At 62.5% G+C, this 16,139-nt stretch carries 14 protein-coding genes; 1 reads left to right on the top strand and 13 read right to left on the bottom strand.

Annotated features, from left to right (window positions below):
* Positions 1 to 415 precede the first annotated feature (415 nt).
* The 8 genes from HPC46_RS32140 to HPC46_RS32175 form a co-directional block, all read right to left on the bottom strand.
* Entirely contained in the window at positions 416 to 2,032 is a 1,617-nt protein-coding gene (locus HPC46_RS32140) for an MCE family protein (protein WP_179476095.1), read from the bottom strand.
* The gene (locus HPC46_RS32145; RefSeq protein ID WP_179476096.1) at positions 2,032 to 3,279 is read right to left on the bottom strand and encodes an MCE family protein; all 1,248 of its coding nucleotides are present in this window, start codon (positions 3,277 to 3,279) and stop codon (positions 2,032 to 2,034) included. Before HPC46_RS32145 ends, HPC46_RS32140 begins: the two co-directional genes overlap by 1 nt.
* The gene (locus HPC46_RS32150) at positions 3,276 to 4,652 is read right to left on the bottom strand and encodes an MCE family protein (RefSeq protein WP_179476097.1); all 1,377 of its coding nucleotides are present in this window, start codon (positions 4,650 to 4,652) and stop codon (positions 3,276 to 3,278) included. Before HPC46_RS32150 ends, HPC46_RS32145 begins: the two co-directional genes overlap by 4 nt.
* A complete protein-coding gene (locus HPC46_RS32155; protein WP_179476098.1) occupies positions 4,649 to 5,731 on the bottom strand; it encodes an MCE family protein in 1,083 nt (360 codons plus the stop codon). Before HPC46_RS32155 ends, HPC46_RS32150 begins: the two co-directional genes overlap by 4 nt.
* Positions 5,731 to 6,756: an MCE family protein gene (locus HPC46_RS32160; protein ID WP_179476099.1), complete on the bottom strand. Its 1,026-nt coding sequence runs from the start codon at positions 6,754 to 6,756 to the stop codon at positions 5,731 to 5,733. Before HPC46_RS32160 ends, HPC46_RS32155 begins: the two co-directional genes overlap by 1 nt.
* Positions 6,753 to 7,946, bottom strand: coding sequence for an MCE family protein (locus tag HPC46_RS32165; protein ID WP_179476100.1), 1,194 nt, complete (start codon positions 7,944 to 7,946; stop codon positions 6,753 to 6,755). The genes HPC46_RS32160 and HPC46_RS32165 overlap by 4 nt, the downstream gene beginning before the upstream one ends.
* Positions 7,947 to 8,538: 592 nt before the next feature.
* The gene (locus HPC46_RS32170; RefSeq protein WP_179476101.1) at positions 8,539 to 9,531 is read right to left on the bottom strand and encodes a hypothetical protein; all 993 of its coding nucleotides are present in this window, start codon (positions 9,529 to 9,531) and stop codon (positions 8,539 to 8,541) included.
* Between the two features lie 54 nt (positions 9,532 to 9,585).
* A complete protein-coding gene (locus tag HPC46_RS32175; RefSeq protein ID WP_179476102.1) occupies positions 9,586 to 10,611 on the bottom strand; it encodes an acyl-CoA dehydrogenase family protein in 1,026 nt (341 codons plus the stop codon).
* 219 nt (positions 10,612 to 10,830) lie between these two features.
* Between HPC46_RS32175 and HPC46_RS32180 the strand changes: the two genes are divergently transcribed.
* The gene (locus tag HPC46_RS32180; protein WP_179476103.1) at positions 10,831 to 11,982 is read left to right on the top strand and encodes an acyl-CoA dehydrogenase family protein; all 1,152 of its coding nucleotides are present in this window, start codon (positions 10,831 to 10,833) and stop codon (positions 11,980 to 11,982) included.
* 71 nt (positions 11,983 to 12,053) lie between these two features.
* Here HPC46_RS32180 and HPC46_RS32185 read toward each other — a convergent pair whose 3' ends face one another.
* From HPC46_RS32185 to HPC46_RS32205, 5 genes are read right to left on the bottom strand one after another with little or no spacing between them, the layout of a single operon-like run.
* A complete protein-coding gene (locus tag HPC46_RS32185) occupies positions 12,054 to 12,827 on the bottom strand; it encodes an SDR family NAD(P)-dependent oxidoreductase (RefSeq protein WP_179476104.1) in 774 nt (257 codons plus the stop codon).
* Between the two features lie 46 nt (positions 12,828 to 12,873).
* Positions 12,874 to 13,635: a crotonase/enoyl-CoA hydratase family protein gene (locus tag HPC46_RS32190; protein WP_179476108.1), complete on the bottom strand. Its 762-nt coding sequence runs from the start codon at positions 13,633 to 13,635 to the stop codon at positions 12,874 to 12,876.
* A 60-nt stretch (positions 13,636 to 13,695) separates the two neighbouring features.
* Positions 13,696 to 13,896 (bottom strand): ferredoxin, encoded by a 201-nt coding sequence (locus HPC46_RS36025; protein WP_179476105.1) that lies wholly within the window; start codon positions 13,894 to 13,896, stop codon positions 13,696 to 13,698.
* A gap of 3 nt (positions 13,897 to 13,899) precedes the next feature.
* On the bottom strand, positions 13,900 to 15,177 hold the full coding sequence (locus HPC46_RS32200) for a cytochrome P450 (protein ID WP_179476106.1): 1,278 nt from the start codon (positions 15,175 to 15,177) through the stop codon (positions 13,900 to 13,902).
* 27 nt (positions 15,178 to 15,204) lie between these two features.
* Positions 15,205 to 15,990, bottom strand: a complete 786-nt coding sequence (locus HPC46_RS32205; RefSeq protein ID WP_179476107.1) for a coniferyl-alcohol dehydrogenase — start codon at positions 15,988 to 15,990, stop codon at positions 15,205 to 15,207.
* Between the last annotated feature and the right edge of the window lie 149 nt (positions 15,991 to 16,139).

The following is a 16,139-nucleotide window of genomic DNA, read 5'->3' on the forward strand; positions in this document are numbered from 1 at the left end:
ATTCCTTTGCTCGAGTGACTTTCGCGGGTCTCTCGAAGAATCACGCGATGACCTTCATTCATCCGGCTACGACACGCCGGTACCGCTGATCAGGTCCGACTCGTACACCACTCTGCTGGACGCAACCCACAGACCACCGGCGCGCTCCAACCCGCATCCGTCACGACGTTGCCAGTACAGTCCAGATACGTCGAACAGTTGCTCGTGACCGTCCACGTACTGGTGACCGGGGCTTCGTCGTGGAATCGGTAATTGGTTTGGGCCCATACGCCGTCGGAAAACGCGGTGTACGTCCCCGAAATCGGCACTGAGCAATCGCCGGCATGAGCCGGGGCCGTCGCCGATGCTGTCCACAACGCTCCGCTGAACACAACCGCGCTCGCTAGTCGGTAGGTCGTGCGCCAGGTCAGCCCGATCATCGCGGAGCCTCGGAATACACGAGATCCTGCCAACTCTTGGGGGAGCCCGACACCAGGTCGCTCTGCTGGTATACCTGCCCCGAAGGCGCCACGTAGCGTCCGGTGCGCGGGTCGTACTGGGTGAACGACACGGACGGTTGTGACTGACGCGTTCCAGGACTGAAACCGCTTGGGGCAGAGTCGGGTACATCCTGCGTCGGCTGCGGTGCCGGAGTGCCAGGCGGCGGCGCGTCACCCCCCGGCGGTGGCGGCGCTGCCGGTACACCCGGAATCGGTGTCGGGGCGACACCAGGGGGCAGTGGGGTTCCGTCGAGGGGACCATAGAGGTGTTGGTCCATGGTTATCCGGCCATCCACCGGAATTCCCTGAGCGATCAGATTGGGATCGATCGGAGCCGGACCGAGCGCGTGCTGACGCATCGCCAAAGGGGAAAACGGCTTATCGCTGTAGCACTCCTTCACCGTCGGGGCGCGCTTACCCGGCACCCCCATGCACGGCATGTTCCGTGCACCGCGCACGAGAATGGGCGAATCCTGAGGCAGCTTGCAGTAGAGCCCATCGGGCGTGTCGATGGTTGTCACGTCCTCGGGATTCCGCCACTGCGAGGGCGGCAGGAAGCCCACGGTGCATGCGGGCGGATCCCCGGCTCCCAGCCTGAAGTCCCCCAGGGTAATTCCCGAGGGATTATTGGTGCCGGCCGAGGCCTGAGTCATCGCCACCAGCGGTGGGAGCACCACCAGCAAGGTTTCCAGCGATGGGTGGTAGACGACGGCGACCTGTCCGATGGTCGTCAAGTTGGCGAGCAGCACCGGCAAGGTGGCGCGCGAATCATCAAGAAGTTGGGTGACCTCGCTGGCCATCGGCGGTAAACCGTTGAGAAGACGACGGAATTGTGGATCGTCAGCCCTCAACTGATCTGTCACTCCCGACAGACTGTGGATCCAGGTCCTGATCGAATCCTGGTGGTCGGCCTGGGAATCCAGCAGTGGTCGCGCGTCGTCAACGAGTGCGCCGGTGGGATCGGCGACACTGTTGAGTCCCTTTGCGATCGTGGAGAACGAATCCGACAGCGAGGCCACGTCGTCACTGGCGCCGGTAAAGGCCTTCGATGTCTCGTCGAGCAGATCACTCATCCGCTGTTTCGGCAAAGAGTCGACCAGCGCGCTGACTTTGTCGAGCATCGGCCCCACCGGGGTTGGCAGCTTGGTGTGATCCGCGGGGATCACCGATCCATCGTGGAGGTACGGTCCGGCCGTCGAGTTCGGTTGCAGGTCAACGTAGAGCTCACCGATCGCAGAGACACTGCGTACCTGCGCCACCACATCAGCCGGAATCGGGAATTGACGATCCAACGAGAGGTCCGCTTCAACGCTCGGCTGGGCGCCGTGCCGGACAACGCGTATCTGGGCGACCTTGCCCACCTCAACGCCTCGGTAGGTCACGTTGCTGAAGCGGTACAGCCCACCCGCTGCGGGGAGCTCCAGGGTGACGTTGAGTCGGCCCACCCCGAGCAGTGTCGGCACCTGCATGTAGACGAATGTCATGATCAGGATTCCGACAATCGAGGCGATCGTGAAGACGATGAGCTGGATACGTACGAATCGAGTCAGCATCAGGCACATCCGCTTGGCGTGGTGGCGGGCGGGAGCTTGAGAATCGGCGGCTGCACGCCCAATGGAGCTACACCGTTGAGGTGGAACGGCGGGGTGGTGTCCGGCGGGAGCGCGGCCAGCCATGGCGGGATCGGCGTCGTGGCGGTCTTGGGGTCCGGGAATTGCGCGTAGAAGGCGTCATAGCCGGGATCACCCGGGGCCGGCACAATCGGTGCATTGCCCTGATATGAGGGAGTGCCCTGGGCCAGGCCGCGCTTGATCCGCGGGACAGTGATGTCGAAGGTGGAAAACATGTTGATGTAGTCGCCGCGAACGGCTCGGTCGATGAAGTTTTGACCGAACGGGAACACGGTCGCGAAGGCCAGCGCGGTGTCCACGTCGGGGCCCAAGTCGGCCAGTGCGCAGAACGCCGGCCGCAGGTTATTGAGGTTGGTGACGAGATCGTCCTTACTGTTGTTGACCAACCGCGTCGCGACCGTGCCGAACTCACCCAGCTTCGTCAGTGCCTCGGTGAGATGAGGCCGCTCGGTAACCAGCACATCCAGGGCAGCCGGGATCCTTTTCAAGGCGCGCTCAAGGACCTGTTGGCGATCGGCCAACGTCCCGGCGAACCGATCGAGTTCGACCAGCGTGTCGACGATGCTGGCACGCTGATCGTTCAGCGTGCCCACGAAACGGTTAAGCCTTTCGATCAGCGAGCGGATGTCTGACTCCCGGCCACCGACGGCGACGTTGAAGTTATGGATGATGTCGCCGAGCTGGCCGAGCCCACCGGCATTGACCAGTACCGACACCGCCGACAGCGTCTGCTCGGTGGACGGGGCGGTCACCGAATCCTTCCACGAGATCGTGGAGCCAGAAGGAAGCCGGCCCTGCGACGGTTCCCCGATCGGTGGATCCAACGACACGTGCATCGAGCCCAGCAGGCTGGTCTGCCCGATGCTTGCCACGGCATTTCGCGGTACGACGGTCCCCGGACGCACCGAAGCGTCAACCACAGCATGCCATCCCCTCAGGGTGATGGACTGGATGCTACCGACGATGACATCGTTCACCATGACAGGTGAATTGGGTTCCAACGCACCGACATTAGTGAATTCGATATGGAAGTGCTGCGCTCCGTCACCGCGACCGACCGCACCGGGTAGCGGCAGCGAGTTCAATCCTTGGAACGAACACGAACTCAGTACGATCACCGCACACGAGGCCGCCGCGGCAGTTCGTAACCGACGGGCCCACTGGGTCATGAGGACGGCCTTTCCGCGGGAAGGGGGGCGGTGGGATTCGCCGGCGGCGCGACCGGGGGTGATTCCGATGGAGCCAGCGGTGCCGGGGCCGGCGGGGACACCCCGGGCGCCGGGGGCCAGTCGCTGCCCGGGGTGTCCCCGGGAAGACCTGTGTATGCCGAAACCGACGGAGGCTGGTCGGGCACGGCCTGCGGCCTGGGGCCCTGGCCCCCCGGCTCTAGCCGGGCTTCGCTGTAGACCATTTCCTGCCACGACGGCGCACCCGCCTGGAACGGGTTGAACGGAATCGGCAGGTAGTTGAAATTCAACTGATTCAGGGCCGGACCCAAGTACTGACTGCACAGCTTTGCCGATTCGGGGGAAGTGACGTCGGAGACTGCGGCGATCATCCCGCACAGCAGCATGTTCGTGTCGGTAAAGTTGTTCAGGACAAACTGGCCGGCGGCGGTCCCGGTACGCGGGTCGAACATGTCATAGGTGTTCACCAGCGCCGTTGGTGCGACGTGCAGAACTTGCTCGAGGTCCATGCGGTGATCGACCAGATTCTGGGTCACGGCGGCTAGTCGCTGCACCTGTTCGACGGCGCCGCCCCGCGTACCGGCCACGAAGCGCTGTACCTCGCCGACAGCCTCGGAAAGGTTGGTGAGCGCACCGTGGAGATCCGACCTGCTGCCATCCAACACACTGGTCAAGGAGGCCAGTCCGTCCTGGAATTGCACGATCTGTTGTTTGCTGTCGCGAAGTGTGGTCACGAACAGCTGCAGCTGTTCAATCGTCTGAACGATGTCACCACTGCCCGCCGCGAACACCCTGGCGATAGCGGCGAGCTGCTTCAACGTCTCACGCAGTTTCGCGCCGTTGCCCGCCATCGCGTCTGCCGCGCTGTCGACGAACCGAGAGACCGAGGTCGTCGAGACTTGCGCGTTGGGCCCGAGCTCAGTCGCCAGCCGGGAAAGCTGCTCCTTGACGGAGTCCCATTCAACGGGAATGGCCGTCCGGTCAAGAGGTATCACGGCGCCATCGACCATCTTCGGCCCGCTGGTTTCGTAGGCGGGCGCCAGTTGGACGTAACGCGCCGAGATCATATTGGGGGCCACGACCACCGCCCTGGCCGCAGCCGGAATCGGCACGCCATGGTCGATGCTCAGGGCGAACTTCGCCTGGGCGCCGTCCGGCACGATCGACTTGACGGTGCCCACTTTCACCCCGGCTACCCGGACATCGTCGCCCGGGTAGACCGAGCCTGCGGAGGCGAAATACGCGGTGACCGTCGTCGGGGCGAACATGGTGGCGCGCACCAGCACGACACTGCCGCCCAGCACGAGCAGTACCATCAGCACTACGGCACTCATGACGAGTCTGCGCTTAGTCATCGGGGCACCTGCGGAATTGCATTGTAGGGGAACGGGAATTCAGCTCTCGGCCCGGCATTGTCAGGTGGCTGCCCGGCATCGGTACCGCGTCGGAAACCCCAGATGTAATCCAGCAATGCCTGATTAACCTGTGGCAGTGCGATGTTCGGGATGTAGGCGGTGTAGTAGGGCCCGCTGGCGACTACCTCCCCCAACGTGTTCTGGAACTTGGCTAGGCCGGGAAGCGCCTTGCCGATGTTGTCACGGTTCTTCTCCAAAACCGCGGTCACCGCGTTGAGCTTCTGCAGCGTGGGCGCCAACTCCGCCTCGTTGTCCTTGACCAAAAGCTTCAGCTGTTGCGCGACCGCGGAGGTGTTTGCCAGCAGACTGACAATCGCCTGGCGCCGGTCAGCGAGCACTTGGACCAGATCGTTGGCGTTGAGAATAAGCGTGTTCACCTGAGCGCTCTGGTTGGCAAGTATTTTCGTGACGTCGTTGCTGCGCTTGAGCAGATCGGCGAGCGTGTCGTCGCGCTCGTTGAGCGCCTTCGACATCCTCGACAGACCGTCAAAGGCCGGCCCGAGTTGGGGCGCTATCTGGTCGAGTGTGGCCGATAACGTGTCGAGTGACTGGTTGAGGGAGGTCGTGTCGGTTCCTGCGACATTCGTGGTCAGCTCGGTGGTGGCCTCTGTGATGACGTACGGGGTTGTGGTGCGCACCAGCGGGACGACGTCATTGGGATTCATGCGTCCCGATCCCGCAGAGTCAAGTGTCAGTACCCGTTCTCCCAGCAGACTTCCGGTCCTGATGTGTGCCGTGGTTTGCGACCCGAGGACGACAGCGCCATCAATGGCGAAGGTGACGACGGCGTGCCCCCGATCGAGAGCCACTGCCGACACCGAACCAACCTTCAGGCCGGAAATCGTCACCGCGTTGCCTTCGGTGATGCCGCTAGCGTCGACGAACACCGCCTGGTAGCGCAACGCGGTCGCCCATGACGACAGGCGCTCAGGCTGCAGCCCAACGAGAATCACCAGTATGACCAGCACCGCTCCGATGAAGCCTGCGCGGGCAAGGTTTTTCGCGCGATATTTGAGCATTAGTTCTCGGCGCACCTTCCCGTATCTTGGTGCAACATCGGAAACACCGCGGTGCGGCCCTGCAGATCGGTCACGCGGAAGGTCAACGAGCACACGTAGTAGTTGATGAATGATCCGTATGAACCGACGCGTGCGAGTTTGCGGTAATTTTCCGGTGCCTTCTGAAATGCGGTGTCGATGCGGTCCTTGTACTCGTCCAAGCCGGGCGCCAGTCGATTGAGCTGGTCCACTGCCCCGGCAAGGGGTGTCCGGGACGCGCCGAGTAGGTCGGTCAACGACGCTGTCCCCTGGCTGAGCGCAACGATCGCATCGCCGAGCGGCTCGCGATCATGCGACAGGCCGGTGACCAGCTTCTCCAGTCGATCGATTGCCCCGGAAAAGTCATTACCTTCGGCGCTCAGTGTGGTCAGTAGCGTCTTGAGGCTGTCGATCACTCGCATCAGAACGTCGTTGTGATCGGCCAGCGTGTTGGTCAGCGACGCGGTCTGCGCGAACAGCGATTCCACGTTTCCGCCTTCGCCCTGCAGAATATGCACCAGCGTGGCGGTGAGGGAATTGACGTCGTCGGGGTTCAAGCCGCGGATCACCGGCTTGAGTCCGCCGAGGAGCATGTCGATATCGAGTGCGGGCGCGGTGCGATCCTTCGGAATCTCCGCGTTGGCCGGAAGTATCTTGGCGTTTCCGGGCCCCTCGACCAGCTCGAGGTACCGATCACCGACGAGGTTGAGGTAGCGGACCTCGGCTCGAGTTCCTTGAGTGAGCGAAACAGCACGATCCGTATTGAACGACACCTCGATGCTCATGTCGTTACGAAGTGAAACATCCTCCACAGCACCGACTTTGACACCGGCGATTCGTACCGTGTCCCCGGGCTTGAGCCGCGACACGTCGGCGAAGACGGCACGGTACCCAACGGAGCTACCGGTACGATACTGCCCGAACACCAGGAAGAGGAACCCGGTGAGCAGCACCATCACTGTGGTGAACGCCCCTACCCGGAGCAATAGCGACCGAGCGGGCATCATCCGGGCTGGCCAATCTGTGCGGAGTTACGGGGCGGGCCGTCGATGTCCCCGAAGAGCAAACGCTTGATCCCATCAGAGTTGAGGACCAGCCCGGGATTGCCGTATTTCCACGGATTGGTTCCGGTGTCAGTGACGACGAACGGGGGAACCGTTTGATACGGCAGCTTTGGCAGTCCCGTGCATTGGGGGCCGCCCGATGCGGCGACTTTGGGCATATCGCTGGGATAGCGGTACCGGTCCAAGCTCCACAGCAACCCGGACAGCACGGGCAGCCCGGGATCCTTCAAGGCCGGCTGGTTGGCCAGGACGGTCAATCCCGCAAGCCCACACCACAGCGCGGGGCTGTACCCGCGCAGCAGATCAGAGGTCGGGACCAACAGATGCAGCACGCGGGTCAACGCGTCGGCGTTCGAACCCACGACGTCGTTGCCGGCATCCGCCAAGCCGATCAGACTCATTAGGGCGGTGTCGAGCTGGCCTTGTTGGTCGACGATCGTGTCGCTGATGCTGCTGGTGCTGTCCAGGATGTTCACCACGTCCTGGGCTGAATCGGCGTAAGCGGCGACGGCGGTTGGTAACACGTCGAGGTCACCAGCCAAGGCCGGAAGGTGCGGTTCCACCGCTCCGAGATAGTGGTTGAGGTCGCTCAAGGACTGACCGAGTTGTTCGCCACGGCCGTTGAACGCCGCCGAGACCGCGGCAAGGGTCTGATTCAATTTCGCCGGGTCGATCTTCGACAACACCGATGTCAGCTGAGTGAATACGGTGTTGACTTCGACGGTCACGTGTTGCGCGTCCAGCACTTGTCCGGGCGTCATTGACGCCGTCGACGGATTGGCAGGCGGGATGAGCTGGACGTTTTTTGCGCCGAATACCGTGCTGGCGGAGATCTCCGCCGCCACGTTGGACGGGATGGCAGACAATTTGTCGGGGTCCATCGCAAGGTGGATGGCCGCGCGCCCGTCGGGTAGATCCTCGATTGATTTCACGGTGCCCACCTGGACGCCGAGAAGTCGGACCTGTGCGTCGGGATTCATCACCAAGCCCGCTCGCGGCGCCATCAGGATCACCTGCGCACTCGGAGTGAACCCGCCCGCGAACTGAGTCGCAGCGACGACAACAATGCCGATAAGGACCAATACGCCGACGAAGCCGACCACGGCACGGCGAAAGATCCCGTCCGTCACCATGGCGCCCCAAGCCGCCTGACGCAGGGACCCACGGTCTCGGCTGAAGCGATGCGCGGCATCGCCGCTCTAATGCGGCACAAACAGCCAAGCAACAGTGCCTCCGCGACTTCGAATGGGATAGGGCAGCTACAGATAAGCGGACTCTACGCCGCATTCGCGGGTATGGTCAATCAACATTCTCATTTGCGATAACTACTCCTCTCCACCGCTTGATGTGGTAATTCCCGCAAGACTGCGCGCACGACAAGCGCCGGCATCGCCGTTGCGCCTTGCGCACACCAGAACCGGGACAGGGAGTGTCAATCTGTCACATCAGCGCTGAAATGGGTTGTCCGCCAGACTTACTGAAGATGCCCAAGCGGGTAGCACGTTCACGGAAGAGAAGCGTCGGCGGCGTTTGGCGGTGCTGTAGGGCGTATGCCCGAACCATGTGCGATCCATTTCGGTCGGGCCGTGCGCGACCGCGACCGGTGCAGCCGGATTGTTGCTGGAGATCGCGCCGGTCGCCGACAATTGTCCGATACCGACCGCTTGGCGAGAAGCACGAGACCCGCGGTATCGTCAAGCTATCGAACAGCCCCGCTTATCCGCGTCACAAACCCCTGGCAAGTCGATAGGGCTGCATGACCAGACCCAGAATCTCCGGCGTCATCATGCCACCGGTGTATTCCACCCAGCACCAGCTGCGCGACACGTGCTCACCCGATGAACTGCCGCTCAGCGTTCCGAACACGTGCAGCGGGCTACCGGCGGTGTCGAACGCGAAAGCATATGTATCGCCGGCGATAGACACGTCCAGCGCGGCGATCTTGCCTCCGTCGTTGAACGTCGGAGTGGCCACGATATCGTTGTGGACGGTGGTAACTCCCCCCTTGAGCTGGTAGCCGGGGCCGAAAGGCAGGCCATCACGTCCTTGCCAGAAGCAGCCGCCGCCAATTTCGCCGTCGTCGTATTCGTGCATCCACGACACCCACATCCCCTGCAGCTTCAGCGCGATCGGCAGCTCGGGGTAGACCTTTCCAGGCGGCCCGTAGGCATAATCCTGGTGCGCGAACCCAGATACCTCGACACCGTCGATGGTTCCTTGGGCGGTCATCACCTCGTGCCGGTAATACACCGGTTGATCGATTTTTTCTTGGACCGGCACATGCACCACGAAGACGTCGCTAACGGTCTGCGCGTGCATCTCCCATCTGCCGCCGGCGTCAGACCAGTGACATCCGTTTGCGTCTCGGCTGATTCGTCCGCTACCAAACGTCACATCCAAGCGATCAGATGACTCCGCGTACTGGAGCGGCTCATAGAAGTCGATCGAGGCGTACTCGGTGTAAAGGTGATCTGGCACAGCGTCCATCGATGGTTTGAGTCTGCGGAACCCGCAGATCGGTGACACCACATGCGTCATGCCGACGAGAAAGTCGTCGGTGCCGCGTAGGCCCCAGTAGTTCTGCCCTGAGCTGTCCGACACCACAGCACCCAGCCAGGTGCCCGCAAGGCACACACCTTCGTCAGGTACCCAGTTCCTCCGGTACAGGTCAAGCGACGGAGCGTGGCTATACACCTCGAATTCGACTGCTTCCAGCATGCTGCCACTCCTCAGTTGTGATGGTCTCAATGCCGGGCGGCATTCGTACTCGACTCAGTTCTCGCCGTATCGAGCGTTCGCGACTCGGTCCAGTCCGGTGTTTGTGTCCCCGAACACGTTCGCCCATCCGCGGCAGCGCCGGTAGAACAGCTGAATATCCTGCTCCATCATGAATCCGTAACCGCCGTGGAAGTGGATGCCGCGGTGTGTGAGGTCGCGGGCTGATTCGTAGGCGAAGGAAAAAGCCATCGCAGCCAACTCGCTCGCCCGGTCGGGTTCGTCGACGCCCGCGCATGCGGCACGATAGCCGAGCAACCGGGCACCGTCGATGGCCGTGGCACTGTCGGCGAGGCGGTGCGATACCGCTTGAAAGGAGCCGATCGGCACACCGAACGCCTTACGTTGGATCGCATAGTCGACGGTGATCTCCAGCGCGCGCGCCGCCGCTCCGACGAGGGCTGTCGCCTGGAGCGTCATCCAGATGTCGATCGCCGCGTCAAATAGTCCTCCCGCTGCCGGCGCCGCGGCGAGCAGTACCCGGTCCGGTCCGATCTCGACATCAGCCAGCGGCATCGAGCCCAGATTGCTCACCGGTGTTCGGTTGTCCCCCAATCTCACCAGGATCAGGCGATCGTCGTCCAGCGCGACCACCGCGTCGGCGACCGAACCACCCGGCACCAGACCGAGTCGGTTCGCTACCGATGGTCGGGGTGCCAGCGTCACCAAGAGCTCACCTTCGAGCGCCGATGCGAGCGTGGTAGCAGCTGCATCGTTGCCCTGGGCAGCGCACGCCTGTAGCAATACCGCTGCGACTTGCGCCTCCACCAGGGGCGCCGACGCGACAGCGCGGCCGAACTGCTCAGCGACCAGCGCCAGGTCGAGACAGCTCGCCCCCCACCCCCCTGACTCTTCGTCGATAGCCATATGCAGTACGCCCGACTCCATCAGTGCCGCCCACAGTTTGGGGTCAAAACCCGTCGATTCGGCGGCCCGCACCCGTTCAGTGGTGGACTCACGCTCGAACAGTCCCGCAAAGGATTCGACCAGCTGACGCTGCTCGTCACTTAGGGCAAGATCCACGTTCAGCTCACTCCTTGACACGCGTATTCAAGCGACACAACCCATCTCGCCGAGGGCTGACCGGCGACACCATCTGCTCGCCGGCGCCAAAATCCCGGGACGAGAATGACCACTCTCGCACAGAGTAGTAGGGTGGATCAATGCAATCTGACTTCTCTGTAAGACGCGCCACCTGCTGCCGTCGCCGACTTACCGAGCTTCGCGCCGGGGTGTGCTGACGTGCGGTTTACTCTGGATCCAGAATTGGCGCAGTTCGAATCGCAGGTACGCGACCACCTCAGATCGGCTATGACGCCTGAACTTGTAGAGCAGATTCACACCACGGGCGTATTCCATGACTACGAGTTCACCCGCGGCCTTGCCGAAAAGGGTTGGTACGCAGCCGATCCTGCACAGGGTGAGCGTATGAGTCCATTCCAGACGCAGATTCTCATCGCCGAGCTTCATCGCGCGGACGCGCCGATGTATCTCGGGGAGACCACACGCATGGTCGCATCGGTGGTGCGACAAGTCGGGACACCATTTGTCCAGGAGCGGGTGCTCGACGGAGCCGCCAACGGGGATGTCACGATCGCACTCGGTTTCAGTGAGCCCGAATGCGGTTCGGATGTCGCCGCAGCGTCCACCCGTGCTGTCCGCGACGGTGACGACTGGCTCATCAACGGCTCGAAGATGTTCACCACCAACGGGCATATCGCCGATTACGTCTTCCTGCTGGCCCGCACCGACCCAGAGCAGCCGAAGCACAAAGGGCTGACGATGTTCCTCGTCCCGACCAACTCTGAAGGCTTCGACGCCCAGGCAGTGTGGACGTTGTCCGGCGAGCGCACCAACATCACGTTCTACAGCGACCTCCGCATCAGCGACCAGTGGCGCATCGGCGAAGTGAACGCGGGATGGCAAACACTGCTACTCGCCCTTGAGGACGAACATGCGTCCGGATGGGGACCGCACATCGCCCGTCTGCTGGAGCACGCGGAGCGGTGGGCAGCAGACACCAAAGACGCTTCGGGCATCGCCCGTATCGACGATCCGGATGTCAGGCGCAGGCTCGCGCGGGCGGCAATCGAGGTCGAAGTGTCGTCACTACTGCTGTCTCGGTGCGCGTGGCTCGAAGAGACCGGCCAGCGAATCGAAGCGGAGGGCCCGATGTCGAAGCTGTTCAGCACGGAAGCACTCGAACGAGCAAGCCAGGACTTCAACGAAATGGTCGGCCCCGACGCGTTGCGCAGCCCCTTCGATCCGACCGCTCCGGAGAACGGCCAGATCCAACAGATCATGCGCTTCTCGTTGGGGACGACCATCTACGCAGGAACCAGCGAAGTGCAGCGCACAATCATCGCCCAGCGCGGGCTTGGCCTGCCCCGCTAATCGCTTCGCCACAACCACTGCTGCCGCAGAGACGGATATTCTCGACGTCTCCGCGGCAGCAGTCAGTATTACTACTTCGGCTGGAAGCGCTGCGCTCCGTCCATACGGACGATCTCGCCGTTGATATAGGTGTTCTCGAGTAGGTGCTGGGCGAGCAGCGCGTACTCCGAGGGCTTTCCGAGCCGCTTGGGGAACGGGATGGCGGCCGCGAACTTCTGCAGTCCCTCTTCGCCGAACAGCTCCATCAGCGGTGTACGGATGGTGCCCGGTGCGATGGTGTTCACGCGAACACCGATAGCCGCGAGGTCGCGCGCGCCAACCAGTGTCAGCCCGATGACACCACCCTTGGCCGCCGCGTACGCCGACTGCCCCATCTGGCCCTCGTAGCCCGCGATCGAGGCCGTCATGACCACCGCTCCGCGTTCCCCATCTTCGGTGTACGGCGACAGCTTGGCGATGCGCGCGGCGGCGAGGCGCAAGACGTTGTAGGTGCCGGTCAGGTAGAGGTCGACGGTCTTCTTGAATCCGTCGATGGTCGCCGGTTCGCCGTCGCGGTTCACCACCTTCTCCGCGACACCGAAACCACCGTGCGCGATGACGGCATACCGGAACTCGCCCAGCTTGCCGGCCTCGTCGAGCGCCGCGGCAACCGATTCGTCATCGAGTACGTCGGTGTGGACATAGGCGACCGTGTCGCCGAGTTCTTTGGCGAGCGCTTCGCCCTTGTCGTCGGCGAGATCTGCTATGACGACACACGCGCCGGCGTCATTCAGCTGGCGAACGGTCGCCTCGCCAAGACCTCCGGCACCGCCGGTTACCAGAACGACTTTGCCCTTCAATGACATTCGATTATCTCCTTCGGTTTTGACTGTCAGGCTTACCGCGAGCCAACTACGTCCCAGTCCAGTTCGGGTCCCGCTTCTCGGCGAATGCCTTCGGCCCCTCCTGGGCATCCTTGCTCATGAAAACCGGAGCAAGGTACTCCATTTGGCGTTGCCACATCTCCGACGACGACCAGTCGGCGGAGTTGACGACGATCTGTTTGCTGGCGGCAATCGCCAACGGGCCATTCGCAGAGATCCGCTCTGCCAGTGTCAGTGCCTCGTCGAGGGCGTGGCCGTCCTCGGCGAGAATATTGACGAATCCGAGGGACAAGGCGTCCTCTCCGGTGAAATTGTCACCGGTAAGGATGAGCTCCAGGGCCTTCTGGTACGGCATGCGATGCTGTAACCGAAGTAGGCCGCCAGCACCGGCGAGCAGTCCGCGCTTGACTTCAGGAAGTCCGAATCTCGCCGATCTGGCGGCGACGATCAGATCGGTGGCAAGAACGAGTTCGGTGCCTCCGCCGACAGCATGACCCTCCACCGCCGAGATCATCGGCTTTTTCGGTAGCTTCTCGGTGAAGCCGAGGCCGCGTCCCTCGATGAAGGGATAGTCGCCCGTAGCCATCGCCTTCAGATCTGCCCCGGCACAGAATGTTCCACCCGCCCCGGTGATGATGCCGACTGACAGATCGGGATTGGCATCCAGTTCATCAACAGCATCCGCCAATCCTCGGGCCACAGCGGAATTGGCCGCATTCTTGACCTCGGGGCGATTGATCGTCATCACCAGCGTTCGCCCCTGGCGTTCCACCAGTACCTCGTCTGCCATCTTCATCCTCCGTATCGTGTCAACTTTGTCGCATCGTCAAGTCTGCAGCGTCGGTGCGGTTCAGTGCTCTGATGCGATGACGATCGCCCCTGTCGGACAACGTGATACGGCCTGTTCGACCTCATCACGCCGGGCTTCCGCAACAGTGTCTGTCTGCACGCTCGTTGTCCCGTCGTCGTTAGTACGAAAGACGTCCGGAACGAGCGACTCGCAGATGCCGCTGCCGATACAGGAGTCTTGGTCGAAATGGATGCGCAGCACGAGTCAATCCGCCAGCTTCACGGACATGTGCTTAACGCCGTGGATCAGGCTGCTGTGGAGGTATTCGGGCTGACCTAGTTCGACCCGCGGAAGCCGAGTGAGCAACTGCTGGAACAGATGTCGCAGCTGCATCTTGGCGACTTGTGCACCGAGACAGAAATGCGCGCCCCCACCGCCGAAACCAACGTGCGGATTCGGAGTGCGCGTAATATCAAACTCGTTCGCCCGGTCGAAGGCCGAAGTGTCACGGTTCGCCGAGCAGTAGAACAGGACGACCTTCTCCCCCGCCTTGATTGATTCGCCAGCCAATTCGGTGTCGGCAAGCGCCGTTCGTGCGAACGCGATCAACGGGTTCGACCAGCGAACGAGTTCCTCGATGGCACCGTCGATCCGATTGTCGAAGTCCTCGAGCAACCAGGCGACCTGCTCGGGATGGTCGGCGAGAGCCTTGAACCCGTGCGATGTGGTCTGTTTCGTGGTGTCGTTACCGGCAGCCGCCAGCAGCACCATGAACGACCCGATATCCGTATCGGTCAGCCGCTCGCCGTCGATGTCGGCCTCCACCAGCCTGGTCATCAGATCATCGGCGGGTTCTATCCGCCGCCGCTGCGCGAGCTCCGTTCCGGTGGTGTTCAAGAAGGTCAGCTGCGCGAAGGTATGAGTCGCGATCTCCTCGATGTCGGCGTACTCGGCGTCGGTCCCACCGAAGAGGGCCTCCGCGGCGTAGGCAACGGCTTCGCGATCGCCCGGATCGATCCCGATCATGTCCGAGACCGTGCGCATGGGCAGCTTCGCAGAACACTCGGCAACGAAATCGATCTCCGCACCGCTGCTGAGCTTTTCGAGGAGGTCGTCGACGATCTCGGCGGCGTTGACACGGATCTGATCTTCAATCAGCTTCACCTGTCGAGGCGTGAACACCGAACTGATCAGCCGGCGATAGCGCGAATGCTCCGGCGGGTCCATTGCAAGGAAGAAGGTGCTGATCTGCTGGACCTCGGCCGGCATGTAGTCGATGCTGATGCCGTATCGAGAACCGAAGAGTTCGTTGTGCTGACTGACGTACTTGAGATCCGCGTGCCGGGTGATAGCCCAATAGCCGGTCTCCTCGGAGGGGAAGATCGTCGATACCGGGCGGTGCCAGCTGAGACCGGCTTCGGCGCGCAGTTCGGCGAACGTCTCGTCACGGGTGGGAAAGGTCTGTTCCCAGAACGCACGATCAGAAAGATCGAGCGAATGATACGGCCGCGGAGTACGCGCTTCGGTGTCTTCAATGGTCATCAGTGGCTCCAGGTAGATATGTAGAACTCAAACCGCGGCCAGCATGGAAGTCAGCATCGCGTTTGCGAAACCGCCGTCGACCTGAATGTCCTGGCCGACAACCCAACTGGCGGCGGATGAGGCGAGGAATGTGATCACCGGTGCTACGTCGGCGACAGTGGCATGGCGTCCCACCGCCGCCCGCGCGGCATCGAGCACATCCTTTCCCATCGACTGCTCGAAATCGCGCAGAATAGGCGTCTCCACGGGTCCGGGACTGACCGTGTTGACCCGCACGCCGTAGTCATTCCACGCAGTGCTGGCAAGCTTTTTCGCGAAGACCAGCAGCGCCTCCTTCGAGGTGCTATAGACGGGGTAGTTCTGGTCCTGCTCAGCCTGCCAGGCGGCGACTTCCGCGATGGTTTCAGCGCCGAGCAGCCCGGCTATATCGGCCGCGCGCTGCTGCCACGCCAGCCCGGCGATCGATCCCACACCGACGATGGCGCCACCGCGGCGCATCAGCGGGAGCATGCCGTGTGCCATCCACCTGAATCCGAGGTAGTTGACTGCCAGCACATCTGTCGCGGGATGCGTACCGGGCACGCCGGCCACATGGGCCAGGACATCCCAACCAGGACCGATCCCCGCAACGAACGCGTCGATCTCCTCACGCTTGCGCAGATCCACGCGCTGGAAGTCGCCCACCGTTACCTGGCCCGGTTGCTGGTCGACGCCCAGGACGTAATCACCGTTGGCGTGGAACAGCGCTGCCGCCGCCGCACCGATGCCCGACGCCGCGCCGACGACGACGACCTTGCGCTGTTGTGTCATCATGATCCTCTGCTGCCGCGGGGCTTCAGGGCAGTGCGATGGTGGCGGTTCCGGGTGTGGTGGCTTCGTCGTTTTGGTTGAGGACGTCGATGTCGAGCACGACGAGGTTGCGTCCGTTTTCGGTCTTCTTTTCGCTGACTACCGCTTTGGTG

Source organism: Mycolicibacterium vinylchloridicum, from assembly GCF_013404075.1.
In the GTDB taxonomy this organism is placed as follows: Bacteria; Actinomycetota; Actinomycetes; order Mycobacteriales; family Mycobacteriaceae; genus Mycobacterium; species Mycobacterium vinylchloridicum.